Origin of the sequence: Kosakonia oryzae (genome assembly GCF_001658025.2) — a bacterium.
Classification (GTDB): domain Bacteria; phylum Pseudomonadota; class Gammaproteobacteria; order Enterobacterales; family Enterobacteriaceae; genus Kosakonia; species Kosakonia oryzae.
In genome coordinates this window covers 489,756-506,791 of record NZ_CP014007.2, presented here as the reverse complement: position 1 = coordinate 506,791, position 17,036 = coordinate 489,756, and the positions used below count along the sequence as shown (strand labels likewise).

Sequence of the window (17,036 nt, the reverse complement as noted above, 5' to 3'; positions counted from 1 at the left end):
CGATACAAGGAGCTTGAGGCAATTCGCCGATGCCGTCAAATCATTGCGTTTTGTCCGTACGCGGCTGGCGCAGGACTTCGTTAATCTGCGGCTGATCGACCGGGCCAGTAATGCGGTAGCGCAGAATAGAGACTTTATTCCATAGCGGCCCCAGCACTTTACTGGCGGCAAACACGGCCGCGCCTACGATCGGGTTGACGGCGAAAGCGGCCGCCACACCTACGGTCGCCGAAATTTCCGGTGCCACGACCGCTTCAACATCCAGCTCGCGACGCACCAGATCGACCGAACCTTTCATCGCGATATCCGCTTCCAGCCCGTCAACCAGCGTATCGTCGCTGTGCAATACGCCATCTTTGATCCATGCGGTGCTGCGGATCGAATCAAACCAGAACCCTTCACTGCTGAAGGTATCGCTAAAATCGAAGCGCAGTTTGCGCAGCAGCGCATCGACGCTGAACAGGCGCAGCACCTGACCCGCATGACCGGTGCTGATATCGGTGATCTGCCCTTTCCCCAGCCGCGTACGCAGAATGCCGTTCAACGACTCTTCCTGCGGCTGCCACGGCGGGCTACGCCAGTGCAGGTCATAATTAATATCGAAAGAGGAGCCACGAACCGGCGTCGGCACGCCAAAGAAACTCATTGCCGCATCGAGTTTCTCACCGCGCAGCACGCCTTTCAGCGATGTGCGTTCCGCTCCCTCCCGGTTCACCCATTCGCCGTCTGCCGTCAGACGCGCGGTGCCGCTGTCCACCAGGCCGTTTGCCAACGTCATCGTATCGCCGTTGATCGAAAAATCACCGTCGATGCGGCCATATTTTTGCCCCCACAGCCAGCATTCAGCACAGCGCAACTGCAAATCCGGCCAGCCGGTAAAATCAATACGGGTTTTGCCACGCAGCAACGTCGACGGCGACGAAATATCATCATCATTTGGCTGCGTATTCGACGGATTGTAATAGAGGTAACGAATGGCCGCCTGCCACGGCGCATTATCATGCAGCGTCAGCGTACCGCTAATTTCCCGCGCCTGCGCTTCAATGGTCGATCCGGAAAGCTGCGGCTGTGAAACGATACTCAGGTTATTCCACTGCTGCCCGCCCAGCGTCAGCGCTGGCGTACGTAACGTGATGCTGGAAGGGAAACTCGTTGAATTGCTGACATTATTCGCCACCCCCTGGCGGAACAGCGCCAGCCACTGCGCGCCGTTCATCGCGGGGAGATTCAGCTCCAGCCCGGCCTGTTCCGGCAATGGCGGAAGGGTGCGGCTATCCGACGTCCAGATCCCACGATCGAGCGTGAGTTTGTTGTTAAGCAGCCAGCGGCTATTGAAGTGATTATTGCTACCGGCGTTGCCGGTCAGCGTAAAGCTACGCAGATCGCCATCCACTTTTAGTTTTACCGGCAGCGCTTTACCTGCGGCTTTATCCAGCGGCGGCGGCAAGGTGCTGGCAATGTTACTCAGATCGCCATCAATATTGACCTTGTAGGTCGCACCGCCGCGATGCGGCAGCTCAATGCCAACATCCCCTTTCCACGCCACGCTGCCGCCGAGCGCAGACTCAAGTTGTGCGGGTAATACGCCCGTGCGCGCTGGCTGCCAGTTGCCATTGAGATTGACCGCAACCTGGTACGCTTTATCGCCTTCGGTGGTGGAAAAATCGAGGTTCAGCGGCTGATTAAACCAGGTTGCTTGTAACGGCTCGCTCTTCAGGGTGCCGTTATCGAAACTGAATTTGCCGCTGAGGTTTTTCAGCGTGCTGTTGAGCGGCTTGATAAACAAACTGTTGTTACGTAGCGCCACATCGCCTTTGGCGACGGTCATCTCGCCATCCAGAGGAATATCAAGATGTAAGCGAGCGCTTACATCACCATCAAGTTGCAGTTCATCCAGCGCGCTGGCCAACGTATCGTGCAGCGGCGTCTCTTTGAAATAGGGGCCAACGGCTTTGCCCGGACCGTTAATATCGGCATCAATCAGCAGCTTCTCTTTTTCGTAATCAGGAATAACCGCGTTCAGATTGCTGGCGGTCACACCGCCGAGAGCCGCCTTATCGCTTTTCATCCACAGACCGTCATTGAGGAAATCCAGCTCGATATCCAGCTTTTGCAGCGCCGGCCAGTCAGGCTGAAAAGCAAAGGTCGCATTGCGCAGCGGCACCAGCACTTCAAACTGACCTTCATTGTGCTTATAGGGGAATAAGTGCGGGTTGCCGCCGTACACCAGCGTGGCATCATGCGCCTGGCCGCCTTTAATGGCGGCGCTGAGATACGACACCAGCGCTTTGCCCATCAGGTTTTGTGGGAAGTAGCGCCAGGACTGCCCGGCGTCGGAAACATCGATCCCCGCCAGAATGCCAAGCCAAGGTTCATCATCCTGCGGCTGGAGATAACGGAAACCACCGTGGGCATGTAGCGCGTTCGCCTGCACATCAATGTTACGCCCATCAAGCTGGAAGCCATGTTCGTTCTTCTGCCAGTTCAGCGTGGCATCCGCTTTCTCAATCTCCAGCGGCGCCGGGAACACGCCGATGTACGGCATTTTCGCCTGTGTCACTGCGCCCGTTAAGCGCCCGTCAGCGAGGCTGCCTTCCAGCTTGCCGCTGAAATGTTCAACCCCCGGCAACAATTGCCACTGTTTCCAGCGGATATCTTTCCACTGTGCCTGGAAACGCGTTTTGTCGGCTGCCTGCAGCGGGATATCCAACGCCAGTTGCTCCAGCGAACCTTCCGGTTGCATGGTGCGCCAGATGTCGTACAGGGACGGCGAGATCTTCTGCGCAATCGGCAGCAGCCCTTCCAGCCCGCTCAGCTCAAGGTTGTTGGCGCGAACGCGTAATTCATCGCTGCGAACGCCGTTCACCTCACTTGCTTCCTGCGCCGGAACCCAGGCGAAACTCAGCGCGCCCTGCGGCCATGCGCGGTCATCAATAGCGATACGTGTTACCGGCACATCAAACTGCCAGCCTTGCTGTTGCCGGGAAACATGGACGGTCAGGTTATCGACCGTCAAACGGTGGGTGGTTGCCTGCTCTCCCTGCCAGCTTGCGCCGCCTTTTTTCAGCCACGCATCGCCGCTTTCCACCACGCCTTTATTCAGCGTCATCCAGCCCTCAAGGCTAAAACGGGCAGAATCGAGCGCCACATTGTCCTGCATCCACGTGCCGAGCCACGGTTTCACATCAATATCATCGGCTTGCAGCCAGACACGGCCATTATTCAGCAGTCCGTTGTCGTCGCGGAGATCCATCCGAACCTGCATCACACCGTGCTGCCCGGTCAGGCTCGAGAGACTGACTTGCCCCTCAGCGCGGTGCCGATCGTTGCCATTAAGCCAGGTAAGCTGCGGGATCGCCAGTTCGGCGCGTTGGCCGGAAAGTGTCAGAAAGCTGATGCGGCTGTCGCGGAGATCGAAATGATCGAACTGGCGTAAGAAGAGATCGCTGATGCGATCGCTGGCAATCGGCTCACCGTTGTCATTCCGTTGCAACGGCGTATTAGTGCGCGCGACCAGTTGATAAAAGGTGAGATTACGGAACTGCCAGCGCAGGTGCAGCAGGCTCTGCCAGACATCCAGCGCCAGCGTCACGCGCTTAACGGAAAGATCGCCGCCATCATTCAGGCGGGCCTGGATATCGCGCACTTCCAGCTCAGGGCCGAAATTCTCCCAGCGCGCCTGCAACTGGCTGGCCGAAACCGGAATGCCGGTTTGCGCCGTGATGCGCGTCAGGATCTCCTCGCGCCAGTTATCCAGGTGCGGCAACACCAGGCGCAAACCGCTCACCAGCAGCGCCGCGATAACAATCAGCGTCGCCCCTGTAAGCAGCAATATCCCCGGCAGTCGCCTCACGCCTCTCTCCTTGTCAACCCAATCAGACCCGCTTGTGTCGCAGCACGCTGCGTATTACATCATGACTACGTCAAACTGCTCCTGATTATAGAGCGGCTCGATTTGCACTTTTACCTGCTTGCCGACGAAGATTTCCACCTCGGCCAGCGCGTGCGACTCTTCGCCTTTCAGGGTTTCCGCTACCGCAGGTGAAGCATAGACCAGGAAGCGATCGGAATCGTAGGCATGGTGGACGCGGACGATCTCGCGCATGATCTCATAGCACACGGTTTCCACGGTTTTCACCGTTCCACGGCCATGACAGGTGGGACATTCGTTGCACAGGACATGCTCCACGCTCTCGCGCGTGCGTTTGCGGGTCATCTCTACCAGCCCAAGCTGGGAAAAACCGTTGATACTGGTTTTTACCCGATCTTTGCTCAGCGCCTGCTCCAGCGAATGCAGCACGCGGCGGCGGTGATCCTCATTATTCATATCAATAAAATCAATAATGATAATGCCGCCAAGGTTACGTAACCGTAGCTGGCGGGCGATCGCCTGAGTGGCTTCGATATTGGTATTGAAGATGGTGTCATCGAGGTTGCGATGACCGACAAATGCGCCGGTATTAATATCGACAGTGGTCATCGCTTCGGTTTGATCGATGATCAGATAGCCGCCCGATTTCAGTTCGACCTTACGCTCCAGCGCGCGCTGAATTTCATTTTCCACATCGTAGAGATCGAAGATCGGCTGACGACCGCTGTAATGTTCCAGTTTGCTGGTCATTTCCGGAATGTATTCGGCCGTAAACTCAAGCAGCGCCTCAAAGGTCAGCCGTGAATCAACGCGGATACGATCCAGATGCGCGTCGGCAAAATCGCGCAGTACGCGCTGCGCCAGCGCCAGTTCGCCGTAGAGCTTGCAGCGCGTCTGTTGGCGCTTCTTGCGCTCCATCACTTTTGTCCAGACACGCTTAAGATAAGCGGCATCAGACGCGAGATCCTCTTCGCACACGCCTTCGGCGGCAGTACGAATAATAAAGCCGCCCTGCTCATCGCAGTAACTGGCGACGACCTGCTTCAGGCGCTCGCGCTCGGCTTCACTTTCAATACGCTGGGAAACGCCAACGTGCGCCGCACCCGGCATAAACACCAGATAACGGGACGGCAGCGTAATATCTGTGGTGAGGCGCGCGCCTTTGGTGCCGAGCGGATCTTTGACCACCTGCACCATCAGATCCTGCCCCTGGCGAACCAGTTCGGAGATATCGCGAACGGTGAAGTTTTTCTGTTCTTCCCCGGCGACGCATTCGGTGTGCGGCATAATGTCGGAGGCGTGTAGAAACGCCGCCTTTTCCAGACCAATATCTACAAAAGCCGCCTGCATACCCGGAAGTACCCTGCTGACCCGACCTTTGTAGATATTGCCTACTATCCCGCGCCGTGCTTCGCGCTCGATGTGAATTTCCTGAAGAATACCGCCGTCAATATAGGCGACGCGTGTTTCCGATGGTGTAACGTTGACCAACAATTCAGCCGTCATGATTATCTCTTCCTTCACGCAGTGCGTTAAAATTGCTCAGCAATTCCCAGGTTTCCACCAGCGGTAAACCCACAACGGCATGATAACTACCGTTAATTTTCCTGACGAAACACCCACCCAGCCCCTGAATGCCGTACGCGCCGGCTTTATCCAGCGGTTCTTTGCTTTCGACGTAGGCGGCAATATCCTTTTCTGATAACACTCTGAAGGTCACTTCTGTTTCCACCAGACAATCAAGCAGATGCTGGCGATCGGCCAGCGCCACAGCGGTCATCACCTGGTGTGTTTGCCCGGAAAGCAGACGTAACATACTGGCAGCATGCGAGGAGTCTTTCGGTTTTTCAAGCACTTCACCATTAAATATCACAATCGTGTCCGCGCCTAACACCGGCAGATCGCGCGGTGCCATCGCTACGCCCGCCTGCGCCTTCTCACGCGCAAGGCGCAGAACGTACTGCTGCGCGCTCTCTTGCGGCTGGCGTTGTTCTTCAATTCCCGGAACGATACGTTCGAAAGCCACACCCAATTGGGTGAGCAGTTCCTGACGACGGGGGGAGCCGGAAGCGAGCCAGATATCTGTCATAACAACCTTTATTGCACCGCAAACTGCTGGCGGATCTTACGCATTAACAGGAAGAGCCATGGCCAGAGCACGCCATTTACGAGGCTGCTCCAGAAAATGTCGGGCTTGAACGAAACGTTAATGACCAGGAACTCAGCCCAGAAAACAATCACTTCGGTCGCCAGCGACAACAACATTACCACCAGCGCCTGTTGCCAGAGCGCCAGATTACGGAATAACTGAAATTTCAGTGCAACCAGATAGGCGACAATGCTTAATGACAATGCACGAACGCCAAGGGTGGATCCGCTAATCAGATCCAGTATGGCACCCATAGCGAAACCCGTACCGACATTTACGCGGTGCGGGAGCGCCAGGATCCAGTAAAGCAGAATAAGCAGCACCCAGTTTGGCCGGTAAACAAGAATGTCGTCCGGCCAGGGCATGATTTGAAGCAACAGAGCAATGAAAAACGAGAGCCAGATAACCCAGCGCCCCTGGCTACGGTAACTTGCCACTATTGCCCTCCCGGAGAGAGTTGCGGCGGCGGCTGTGTAATACCAGTTGCCGGAGCAGGCATCGGCGCAGGCGGCCCCATCACATCAGGCGAAGGCAGAACCTGCGGCATCATTTGCAGCAGACGTTCATTCGCCACGCGGTGCACATCTTCCGGCGTCCGAGGATTGGTGCCGTTACGATCTGCGCCCCACAGCAGCAACAGGTAACGTAAACGTTGCAGGCCCGCCGTCGGACGCGCCTGAATCACCGTGTACGCACGCTGCGTATCCAGTTTCACCGATGAAACAACGGCAACCGGATATCCTTCAGGGAAACGACCGCCAAGACCGGAGGTAACCAGCACATCGCCCACGCGAATATCGGTGTTCGCTGGCAGATGTTCCAGTTGCAGATCATCGGTACAGCCGTTACCGGCGGCAATCACGCGGATGTCGTTACGCAGAACCTGAATCGGCAACGCGTGCGTCGCATCGCAAATCAGCAGCACGCGGCTGGTCAGTTTCGCCACCGCGACGACCTGACCGACGACACCTTTGTCGCTGATCACCGGTTGGCCTTCGTAAACGCCGTTCGCGCTGCCCTTATCGATGACAACCTGATCGCTGTACGGATCGTTTACCGTCGAGATCACTTGGGTCACCATTTTCTGCTCATCCTGACGCAGCGGCGATCCCAGCAGTTCACGCAGGCGCGCGTTCTCCTGTTTGTACTGCCCTAACATCAGCAGTTCGCTGTTTTTCAGCAGCAGTTCCTGACGCAATGCCCGGTTTTCAAGCTCGAGTTGGTCGCGCGATGCCAGCGTTTGCGACACGCTGTCGAGTAATTCACGGGGACCATTGGAAATAAAATAGAAGGGGCTGACGGCAGTATCCATGTACGTTCTGATCTGGCTGAACGTACCGAGGCGGCTGTCGGCGATGATGACTCCAAGCGCCACCAAAACCGCCAGAAAAAGGCGAATCTGTAGCGACGGGCCACGGCTAAAAATTGGCTTCATAGGCTTTGCGTATTCTCAGGCCAGACAGAACCGGAGCGGGATATCACTCCGGTTCTGACGCGGACTATTCTTCGCTGAACAAGTCGCCGCCGTGCATGTCGATCATTTCCAGCGCCTTGCCGCCACCACGCGCTACACAGGTCAGTGGATCTTCTGCAACCACAACAGGAATACCGGTCTCTTCCATCAGCAGGCGATCGAGGTTACGCAGCAGCGCGCCGCCACCGGTCAATACCATACCGCGTTCGGAGATGTCGGAAGCCAGTTCCGGCGGACACTGTTCCAGAGCAACCATCACGGCGCTAACGATGCCGGTCAGCGGTTCCTGCAGCGCTTCCAGGATTTCGTTGGAATTCAGGGTAAAGCCACGCGGTACGCCTTCAGCCAGGTTACGACCACGCACTTCGATTTCACGCACTTCGTCGCCCGGGTAAGCGGAGCCGATTTCGTGTTTGATACGTTCAGCGGTCGCTTCACCAATCAGGGAACCGTAGTTACGACGGACATAATTAATGATCGCTTCGTCGAAGCGGTCGCCGCCAATACGCACGGAAGAGGAGTAAACCACGCCGTTAAGAGAGATAACCGCAACTTCCGTAGTACCACCACCGATGTCCACAACCATAGAACCGGTCGCTTCAGATACCGGCAAGCCTGCGCCGATTGCGGCCGCCATCGGTTCTTCAATCAGGAACACTTCACGCGCGCCTGCGCCCTGTGCGGATTCACGAATCGCGCGGCGTTCAACCTGGGTCGCGCCAACCGGCACACAAACCAGCACACGCGGGCTAGGACGCATAAAACTGTTGCTGTGCACTTGTTTAATAAAGTGCTGCAACATTTTTTCGGTCACGAAGAAGTCAGCAATGACGCCATCTTTCATCGGGCGAATCGCTGCGATGTTGCCCGGTGTACGCCCAAGCATCTGTTTCGCTTCATGACCTACTGCGGCCACACTTTTCGGTGAACCGGCACGATCCTGACGAATGGCCACCACGGACGGCTCATTCAATACGATGCCTTGTCCTTTTACATAAATCAGGGTATTCGCGGTACCCAGGTCAATGGACAGGTCATTGGAAAACATGCCACGAAATTTTTTCAACATACTAAGGGATAATCCTGAAAGCTGGGGCGGATACAAAATCCGCTTACTTTACCAACCACACGCAGCAGCGACAAGGCGTAAGAATCATCTGCTACGGTGAAAATTAGTGCAGTTTGTTTCCTTTGTCGCAAAACGACACGACTTCGGCCGGAAGCAGAAAAAACTCTTCTGTTCCAGCGTATTACTTTTGCGTTAATTCAAAGGTCAAACCGGTTTTTTATTACTGTCGCAATCCGGCGGGCAGGCAAGCACACCCCCAAAAATGACAGCGCGCATTATTCTACGTGAAAACGACTCAAACAGCAGTTCAAACCGAATATCTTTGCGAATATTTTTTCACATTGGTATCGAGCGGTAGAGAAGACGCGAAAAAATCGCCCTGTCCCCCGACAACGCCCCGATCCACCAGCGTCTGCCATTCAGCCCGCGCGCGAACGCCTGTCGCGAAAACGCGTGTCCGCGTGCCTTTGCACGCCTCCACAAGGCTTTGAACCAGCAACTGATTTTCGGTACGCTTTTCAATGTTCCTGACCAGTCCCGGATGCAGCTTTAATAACTCCACATCCAACACTTTAATCCAACTGGTGCTCACCAACGTCAGACCCGCCTGTACTACCGCTACGCGCGCGCCCAGAGCGTTAATTAATCGCACCACCGACTGTAACCGGCTGATATGTTGACAAACATCAGCCTCAGCAAGTTCAAAAATAATCCGTTTACGTTGAGATTTTTCGCATTCCATTAATGTGTCGCGCAGCCAGCGTTGAAAACGCGGGCGTACCAGAGACTGAACTGTCACCTGCATCGCCAGATTTTCTTCCGGCCAGAATCCCAGGAAGGGAATAAGACGGGTGATCTGCTGGCGGTCATACTCTTCGGAGAGGCCAAACTGGAGCACCATCGGCATATATTCTTCGGCGATCACTTCTTGTTCACCGTCGAAAATACGACACATCAGCTCACGGTGATGCACCAGCCCATCGCGATTGACCGCGGGTTTCTGATAAACGCGCGGCCCGCCCCGGCTCAACATCTGCTCTATCAGCGTCCGCCAGCGCACATTGCCACGCCCTTGCTCGGGTAAGGAATCATCATAAACCGACCAACTGTTACCACCCTGCAATACCGCATTGCGCGCCGCCGCTTCCGCGTGCTCCATCACTTGTTCCGTTGACTGGCCGCTACGCCATGCACAAACGCCGATGTGCATAATATCTTCGCGATTCTGCGCCTTATTGTGCGGCAGCCCATCGACAGATTTCAGGATCTGCCCGGCGATACTTTCCGCTTCCTTTAATGTCCGGTGCGGCAACAACACGGCAAAATCGCTGCGATGATAGCGTGCGAGCAGCGCGCCAGGGTAACGCATAATAAAAGTAGAAAGTAAGTTGATGAGGGTGAAGAAATACTCTTCCGCCGCCGTGGTCAGCCCCCAGCTCTCGCGCATGAGATCAAAATCCGGCAGGCGGATCATCATCACGACCCCGTGCGAACCGACTTTTTCCTGATCTTCCAGCAGTGTCGCCAGTTGATTATCAAAAAACAGACGGTTGTTCAGGCCAGTACGCGTATCTTGCGCCGCATAAGAGCGGATCAGCGTATCCATCCGGCTGCGCTGATCGCTGGCAAACTGGATATCTGTCAGCAGCACATCCAGCGCGCTGCTGGTGCGTGATGGCCACTCGTAGATGCTGCCGCGAACCTGCGGGCCCCGCTCGCCATTAAGGATACGCGTCGCCCGTCCTTCCAGCAGTTCCTGTCCGGAAAGCTGACGACGCAGCCAGCGCACAGCAAGAAAGATAATGACAATCATAAAACCGATCGCGACAGTCAACGGCGCCGTATTGACCAGCGAACGAAAGTAGTTGGCCATCGGATCCAGGTAGATAAGCGAAATCGTGAGGCCGGGGTTTTTCAGCGCCGGAACGGACAATTCACGGATCTGTAAACTACTGCCTGCCGGACGGTAGATGCCGTTGTGCGCATAGCTGAGCAGGGTTTTCTTCCCCTGCTTGATCTCAACTTTAATGATATCCAGCGGCACCATCAGTTCATCAAGCTGAGGCGAAAGCCGGTTGGCAGGGGTAGAAATCAGGCGGGTATCCACAACCGCAGCGACCGCCGCCACGCGGTTAGCCACCTTGTTTTGTATGGCATTATAAAAGCTCAGTGAGGAACCGATCAGCGTGACGAAAATCGCCAACGCGGTCAGCAGCGTCACAAAAGCGGAAAATTTCGTCGTTAATCGCATCCCTGTGTTAACTCCGTTGTATTAAAGAACAAGACGATACCGCCCCGGAGCTTCTTAAAAAGTAAGCACTAACTTTCAAATCTAACTGCGATATGGAATAGTCAGGAGTAAAGTTAGAAAAATCCGAGGACGTTTTACCCCTGCGAGTATAGTCCTCATAAATATTTTTCCAATCAGCAATCGTCCGGATGATTGTTTTCAGCAAAGAATCCCCAATGTTTGGTAACACACTCCCACTCGCGCTATCGCATCGCTTACACCATGCTTATTAACAAAATTCGCGGAGGATGCAATGAAGAAAAAACTGACTGAAGCCGACGTAACCGCTGAATCCGTATTTATGTTGCAGCGCCGTCAGGTACTAAAAATGCTCGGTATTGGCGCGACAACGCTAAGTTTGTCGCCGATGGCGCAGGCGGATCTGCTGGATTGGTTTAAAGGTCATGACCGTCCAAAAGCTCCCGCAGGAAAACCCCTCGACTTCAGCCAGCCTGCACAGTGGCAAGCCAAACTTGCGTTAACACCGGAAGATAAGGTCACTGGCTACAATAACTTTTATGAATTTGGTCTGGATAAAGCCGATCCCGCCGCTAATGCCGGGGGGATGAAAACCGATCCCTGGACACTGACCATTGATGGCGAAGTGGCGAAACCGTTAACCCTTGATCACGCAGCCCTGACGTCGCGTTTCCCACTGGAAGAGCGCATTTACCGCATGCGCTGTGTCGAGGCGTGGTCGATGGTGGTGCCGTGGATTGGTTTCCCGCTGCATAAGCTGCTGGCGCTGGTCGAACCCACCAGTAACGCAAAGTATGTCGCTTTCGAAACCCTTTACGCACCAGAGGAGATGCCGGGGCAAAAAGATCGGTTTATCGGCGGCGGGTTGAAATACCCTTATGTCGAAGCGCTCCGTATAGATGAAGCAATGCATCCGTTAACGCTGCTGACGGTGGGTGTCTACGGCAAAGCGCTACCGCCGCAAAATGGCGCGCCGATCCGGCTAACGGTACCGTGGAAGTACGGTTTTAAAGGCATCAAATCAATCGTCAGTATTAAGCTCACCAGTAAACGGCCCCCCACCACGTGGAACCTCGCCGCGCCAGACGAATATGGTTTTTACGCTAATGTGAATCCACATGTCGATCACCCGCGCTGGTCGCAAGCAACGGAGCGCTTTATTGGTTCCGGCGGCGCGCTGGATGTAAAACGCCAGCCAACATTACTGTTTAACGGCTACGCTGAGGAAGTGGCTTCGCTTTATCACGGGCTGGATCTACGGGAGAATTTTTGAGTGCGTTTAACAGCAAAACAGGTTACCTGGCTTAAAGTCGCGTTACATCTGGCGGGACTACTGCCTTTTCTTTGGCTCTTCTGGGCGGTAAATCAGGGTTACTTCAGCGCCGATCCGGCGAAAGATATTCAGCATTTTACCGGCAGAATGGCGCTGAAATTCCTGCTGGCGACGTTATTGGTAACACCACTGGCGCGCTATGCGAAACAACCTTTATTGATCCGCACGCGGCGACTGCTCGGGCTGTGGTGTTTTGCCTGGGCGACGCTTCATTTGACCAGCTATACGCTGCTGGAGCTGGGCATCAATAATCTGGCGCTGCTCGGCCAGGAACTGGTCACGCGTCCTTATTTAACGCTGGGAGCCGTAAGCTGGCTGATCTTGCTGGCGCTGGCGGCCACATCAACGCAGTGGGCACAGCGCAAAATGGGCAAACGCTGGCAACAATTACATAACTTCGTCTATCTGGTGGCGATCCTCGCACCGATTCACTATCTCTGGTCCGTAAAGATTCTCTCCCCGCAACCGCTGCTGTACGCCGCTGCCGCGATCGTGCTTTTAGCATGGCGTTACAAGAAGTTCCGCCAATGGTGGTGTTAATGCGGCAATCTGTGCACTTTCCCGCAAAATTATTATCATCCGCGTCCATATGTCAGCCGGGTGGTTAATAATCTTCCCTGATAAGACCAGTATTTAGCTGCCAAATGCTACGAAATCGTTATAATGTGCGACCTTGGTTTTCACGGCAGGGTTTTCGGACTTTAACAACGTGACAACCACGCAACGAAGGTATATTTTGTTTTTTACCGGAAAATTGCAGGAGATAGCAGCACAATGGCGGACAAATTGCGTATTTTGCTTTTGAACGGCCCCAATCTGAATATGCTGGGAACCCGTGAACCAAAAACCTACGGTTCACTCACCCTGCAGCAGATTGTTAACCGTTTAACAAATGAAGCGGAAGCGCTAAACGTCACGCTCACGCATTTTCAGTCGAACGCCGAGTTTGCGTTGATCGACCGTATTCATCAGGCAAAAGATACAATGGACTTCATCCTGATCAATCCGGCCGCTTTTACGCATACCAGCGTCGCGATTCGTGATGCACTGCTGGCGGTGGATATCCCGTTTATCGAGATCCATCTGAGTAATGTCCATGCGCGCGAGCCATTCAGACATCACTCTTATCTCTCCGATATCGCTGTCGGTGTTATCTGTGGATTAGGCGCCGATGGTTATACATACGCTTTACAGACGGCGGTAAAACGCCTGTCACAAACACACTAAACAAGAGTACGGAACCCACTCATGGATATTCGTAAGATTAAAAAACTGATCGAGCTGGTTGAAGAATCAGGCATCTCCGAACTGGAAATTTCTGAAGGCGAAGAGTCTGTTCGCATCAGCCGCAGCACGCCGAATGTTGGTTACCCGATGATGCAGCAGGCTTATGCTGCGCCGGTAGCCCAGCCTCTGGCAGCCGCTGTCGCACCAGCCGCAACCGCTACGGAAGCACCCGCTGCCGCAGCAGAAATCAGTGGCCACATCGTACGTTCCCCGATGGTTGGAACCTTCTATCGCACTCCGAGCCCGGACGCGAAAGCGTTTATCGAAATCGGCCAGAAAGTCAACGTGGGCGACACCCTGTGCATCGTTGAAGCCATGAAAATGATGAACCAGATCGAAGCAGATAAAGCAGGCGTGGTGAAAGCCATTCTGGTGGAAAGTGGCCAACCGGTTGAATTTGACGAGCCGCTGGTCGTCATCGAGTAACGAGGCGCACATGCTGGATAAAATTGTTATCGCTAACCGCGGCGAGATCGCTCTGCGTATTCTTCGTGCCTGTAAAGAACTGGGCATCAAGACTGTCGCCGTGCACTCCACCGCGGATCGCGATTTAAAACACGTACTGCTGGCGGACGAAACGGTCTGTATCGGTCCGGCACCGTCCGTGAAAAGCTATCTGAACATCCCGGCGATTATCTCGGCTGCCGAAATCACCGGCGCCGTGGCAATTCACCCGGGTTACGGCTTCCTTTCAGAGAACGCCAACTTTGCTGAGCAGGTTGAACGCTCCGGCTTTATCTTTATCGGCCCGAAAGCCGACACCATTCGCCTGATGGGCGACAAAGTGTCCGCGATTACCGCCATGAAGAAAGCCGGCGTGCCGACCGTTCCGGGTTCTGACGGCCCGCTGGGCGATGATAATGACGCTAACCGCGCGCATGCCAAACGCATCGGTTATCCGGTCATTATCAAAGCCTCCGGCGGCGGCGGCGGTCGCGGCATGCGCGTTGTGCGCAAAGATGCCGACCTGGCGCAGTCCATCGCCATGACCCGTGCGGAAGCGAAAGCCGCTTTCAACAACGACATGGTGTACATGGAGAAATACCTGGAAAATCCTCGCCACGTCGAGATCCAGGTGCTGGCCGACGGCCAGGGCAATGCCATCTATCTGGCCGAGCGCGACTGCTCCATGCAGCGCCGCCACCAGAAAGTGGTCGAAGAAGCGCCGGCACCGGGCATCACCCCGGAACTGCGTCGCTATATCGGCGAACGCTGCGCCAAAGCCTGTGTCGATATCGGTTATCGCGGGGCGGGTACGTTCGAGTTCCTGTTTGAAAACGGCGAGTTCTACTTCATTGAAATGAACACCCGTATTCAGGTTGAGCACCCGGTTACCGAGATGATCACCGGTGTTGACCTGATCAAAGAGCAGCTGCGCATTGCAGCCGGTCAGCCGCTCTCCATCAAGCAGGATGAAGTTGTGGTCAGGGGCCATGCGGTGGAATGCCGTATCAACGCCGAAGATCCGAACACCTTCCTGCCAAGCCCGGGTAAAATCACGCGCTTCCACGCGCCGGGCGGCTTTGGCGTTCGCTGGGAATCGCACATCTACGCCGGCTATACCGTGCCGCCGTATTACGATTCCATGATCGGCAAACTGATCTGCTACGGCGAGAGCCGCGATGTGGCGATTGCGCGCATGAAGAATGCGTTGCAGGAGCTGATTATCGACGGTATCAAAACCAATGTGGATTTGCAGACCCGCATCATGAACGACGAGAATTTCCAGCACGGTGGCACCAACATCCACTACCTGGAGAAAAAACTCGGCTTGCAGGAAAAATAATCTGCAATCACCGCAAGAGGCCGGATTTTCCGGCCTTTTTTCTTTTTCTCTCCCCTCATCTTTTCCATAGGGTACAATCCCCGCTTTCTTCATCCACAAGGGAAAAAAATGGACAACCGTTTTGTTCAGGCCCACAAAGAAGCCCGCTGGGCGCTGTGGCTGACCCTTCTCTATCTTGCTGCATGGTTAGTGTGCGCTTACCTACCTGGTACGGAGCAGGGATTCACCGGGCTGCCGCGCTGGTTTGAGCTGGCCTGCCTGTTGACGCCGCTGGTCTTTGTGCTGCTGTGCTGGGCCATGGTGCGCTTTATCTTCCGTGATATTCCGCTGGAGGATAACGATGCAGAGTGAAATTATCGCCGTACTGGTTATCTACTTGCTCGTAGTATTCGGCCTCTCCTTTTATGCTATGCGCCAGCGCAGCAAAGGCACGTTCCTGAGTGAATACTTCCTTGGCAGCCGTTCGATGGGCGGTTTTGTGCTGGCAATGACGCTAACGGCCACCTATGTCAGCGCCAGTTCATTTATCGGCGGACCGGGCGCGGCCTATAAATTTGGCCTCGGCTGGGTGCTGCTGGCGATGATCCAGGTGCCGACTATCTGGCTCTCTTTGGGTATCCTCGGCAAAAAGTTCGCCATCCTGGCGCGCCGTTACAATGCGATTACCCTGAATGATATGCTGATGGCCCGCTACCAGAACCGTGCGGTTGTGTGGATCGCCAGCCTTAGCCTGCTGGTTGCCTTTGTCGGCGCCATCGCCGTGCAATTTATCGGCGGCGCGCGTCTGCTGGAAACCGCCGCCGGGATCAAGTACGAATCCGGTCTGCTGATCTTTGGCATCACCATTGCGCTGTACACCGCATTTGGCGGTTTTCGCGCCAGCGTACTCAACGATACGATGCAAGGGATGGTGATGTTGATTGGCACGCTGGTGCTGCTCGTCGGCGTGATCCATGCCGCTGGCGGGCTGCACAGTGCGGTAGCAACGCTGCAACAGATCGATCCGCAACTGGTAAGCCCGCACGGCGCCCATGATATCCTTTCACCGGCATTTATGACCTCATTCTGGGTGCTGGTCTGTTTTGGCGTGATCGGCCTGCCGCACACCGCCGTTCGCTGTATTTCCTATAAAGACAGTAAATCGGTTCATCGCGGCATTATTATCGGCACTATTGTCATCGCGCTATTAATGCTGGGAATGCATCTCGCTGGCGCACTCGGCCGCGCCGTGTTGCCACATCTTTCGGTACCCGATCAGGTGATCCCGACGCTGATGGTCGAGGTCTTACCGCCGTGGGCTGCCGGGCTGTTTCTTGCTGCACCGATGGCTGCAATCATGTCGAACGTTAATGCGCATTTGTTGCAGGCTTCGGCCACGATCATCAAAGATCTGTGGTTAAGCGCCCAGCCGACTAAAATTCGTCATGAACCGCGTTTGAAACGGATCTCCACCGTGACAACCCTGGTGCTCGGCGTGCTGATGATGCTGGCGGCATGGCGTCCGCCAGAGATGATTATCTGGTTAAACCTGCTGGCGTTTGGCGGTCTGGAAGCGGTATTCCTGTGGCCGCTGGTTTTGGGGTTGTACTGGGAGCGGGCGAATGCTGCTGGCGCATTGAGCGCCATGGTCACGGGCGGCGTACTGTATGCCGTTCTCGCCACCTTTAATATTCAGTACCTGGGCTTTCATCCGATTGTGCCCTCGTTGCTGTTAAGTTTGCTGGCCTTCATCGTCGGGAACCGTTTTGGTCAACCGTCGTCGCAGGCTCCGACTGTTTCTGTTAATGAATAAAGAGTT

At 55.1% G+C, this 17,036-nt stretch carries 14 protein-coding genes; 7 read left to right on the top strand and 7 right to left on the bottom strand.

Annotated elements, in window-relative coordinates; all coding sequences use genetic code 11:
- Positions 1 to 40 precede the first annotated feature (40 nt).
- The 7 genes from yhdP to csrD all read right to left on the bottom strand — a co-directional run bounded on the left by yhdP (position 41) and on the right by csrD (position 10,814).
- Complete coding sequence (yhdP, locus tag AWR26_RS02425) at positions 41 to 3,853, bottom strand: AsmA2 domain-containing protein YhdP (RefSeq protein WP_064563344.1); 3,813 nt, start codon at positions 3,851 to 3,853, stop codon at positions 41 to 43.
- 54 nt (positions 3,854 to 3,907) lie between these two features.
- Positions 3,908 to 5,377 carry a ribonuclease G gene (rng, locus tag AWR26_RS02420; protein WP_007369866.1) on the bottom strand — a complete coding sequence of 490 codons (1,470 nt, stop codon included), beginning with the start codon at positions 5,375 to 5,377 and terminating at the stop codon, positions 3,908 to 3,910.
- Entirely contained in the window at positions 5,367 to 5,960 is a 594-nt protein-coding gene (locus tag AWR26_RS02415) for a Maf family protein (protein WP_064563342.1), read from the bottom strand. The genes rng and AWR26_RS02415 overlap by 11 nt, the downstream gene beginning before the upstream one ends.
- An 8-nt stretch (positions 5,961 to 5,968) precedes the next feature.
- Positions 5,969 to 6,457: a rod shape-determining protein MreD gene (mreD, locus tag AWR26_RS02410; protein ID WP_007369864.1), complete on the bottom strand. Its 489-nt coding sequence runs from the start codon at positions 6,455 to 6,457 to the stop codon at positions 5,969 to 5,971.
- A complete protein-coding gene (mreC, locus tag AWR26_RS02405; protein WP_007369863.1) occupies positions 6,457 to 7,455 on the bottom strand; it encodes a rod shape-determining protein MreC in 999 nt (332 codons plus the stop codon). The genes mreD and mreC overlap by 1 nt, the downstream gene beginning before the upstream one ends.
- A 64-nt stretch (positions 7,456 to 7,519) precedes the next feature.
- Positions 7,520 to 8,563 carry a rod shape-determining protein MreB gene (mreB, locus tag AWR26_RS02400; protein WP_006818047.1) on the bottom strand — a complete coding sequence of 348 codons (1,044 nt, stop codon included), beginning with the start codon at positions 8,561 to 8,563 and terminating at the stop codon, positions 7,520 to 7,522.
- A gap of 307 nt (positions 8,564 to 8,870) precedes the next feature.
- Positions 8,871 to 10,814: an RNase E specificity factor CsrD gene (gene csrD / locus AWR26_RS02395; protein WP_064563340.1), complete on the bottom strand. Its 1,944-nt coding sequence runs from the start codon at positions 10,812 to 10,814 to the stop codon at positions 8,871 to 8,873.
- Between the two features lie 292 nt (positions 10,815 to 11,106).
- Here csrD and msrP point away from each other — a divergent pair, with 292 nt between their 5' ends.
- The 7 genes from msrP to panF all read left to right on the top strand — a co-directional run bounded on the left by msrP (position 11,107) and on the right by panF (position 17,030).
- Positions 11,107 to 12,105: a protein-methionine-sulfoxide reductase catalytic subunit MsrP gene (gene msrP / locus AWR26_RS02390; RefSeq protein WP_064563338.1), complete on the top strand. Its 999-nt coding sequence runs from the start codon at positions 11,107 to 11,109 to the stop codon at positions 12,103 to 12,105.
- A complete protein-coding gene (gene msrQ, locus AWR26_RS02385) occupies positions 12,106 to 12,705 on the top strand; it encodes a protein-methionine-sulfoxide reductase heme-binding subunit MsrQ (RefSeq protein ID WP_064563336.1) in 600 nt (199 codons plus the stop codon).
- A gap of 234 nt (positions 12,706 to 12,939) precedes the next feature.
- Positions 12,940 to 13,392 (top strand): type II 3-dehydroquinate dehydratase, encoded by a 453-nt coding sequence (gene aroQ, locus AWR26_RS02380; protein ID WP_064563334.1) that lies wholly within the window; start codon positions 12,940 to 12,942, stop codon positions 13,390 to 13,392.
- 21 nt (positions 13,393 to 13,413) lie between these two features.
- A complete protein-coding gene (gene accB / locus AWR26_RS02375; protein WP_064563332.1) occupies positions 13,414 to 13,878 on the top strand; it encodes an acetyl-CoA carboxylase biotin carboxyl carrier protein in 465 nt (154 codons plus the stop codon).
- 10 nt (positions 13,879 to 13,888) lie between these two features.
- Positions 13,889 to 15,238, top strand: a complete 1,350-nt coding sequence (accC, locus tag AWR26_RS02370; RefSeq protein ID WP_043956351.1) for an acetyl-CoA carboxylase biotin carboxylase subunit — start codon at positions 13,889 to 13,891, stop codon at positions 15,236 to 15,238.
- 108 nt (positions 15,239 to 15,346) lie between these two features.
- Positions 15,347 to 15,589 carry a YhdT family protein gene (locus AWR26_RS02365; RefSeq protein WP_007369856.1) on the top strand — a complete coding sequence of 81 codons (243 nt, stop codon included), beginning with the start codon at positions 15,347 to 15,349 and terminating at the stop codon, positions 15,587 to 15,589.
- On the top strand, positions 15,579 to 17,030 hold the full coding sequence (panF, locus tag AWR26_RS02360) for a sodium/pantothenate symporter (protein WP_064563330.1): 1,452 nt from the start codon (positions 15,579 to 15,581) through the stop codon (positions 17,028 to 17,030). Before AWR26_RS02365 ends, panF begins: the two co-directional genes overlap by 11 nt.
- Positions 17,031 to 17,036 lie beyond the last annotated feature (6 nt).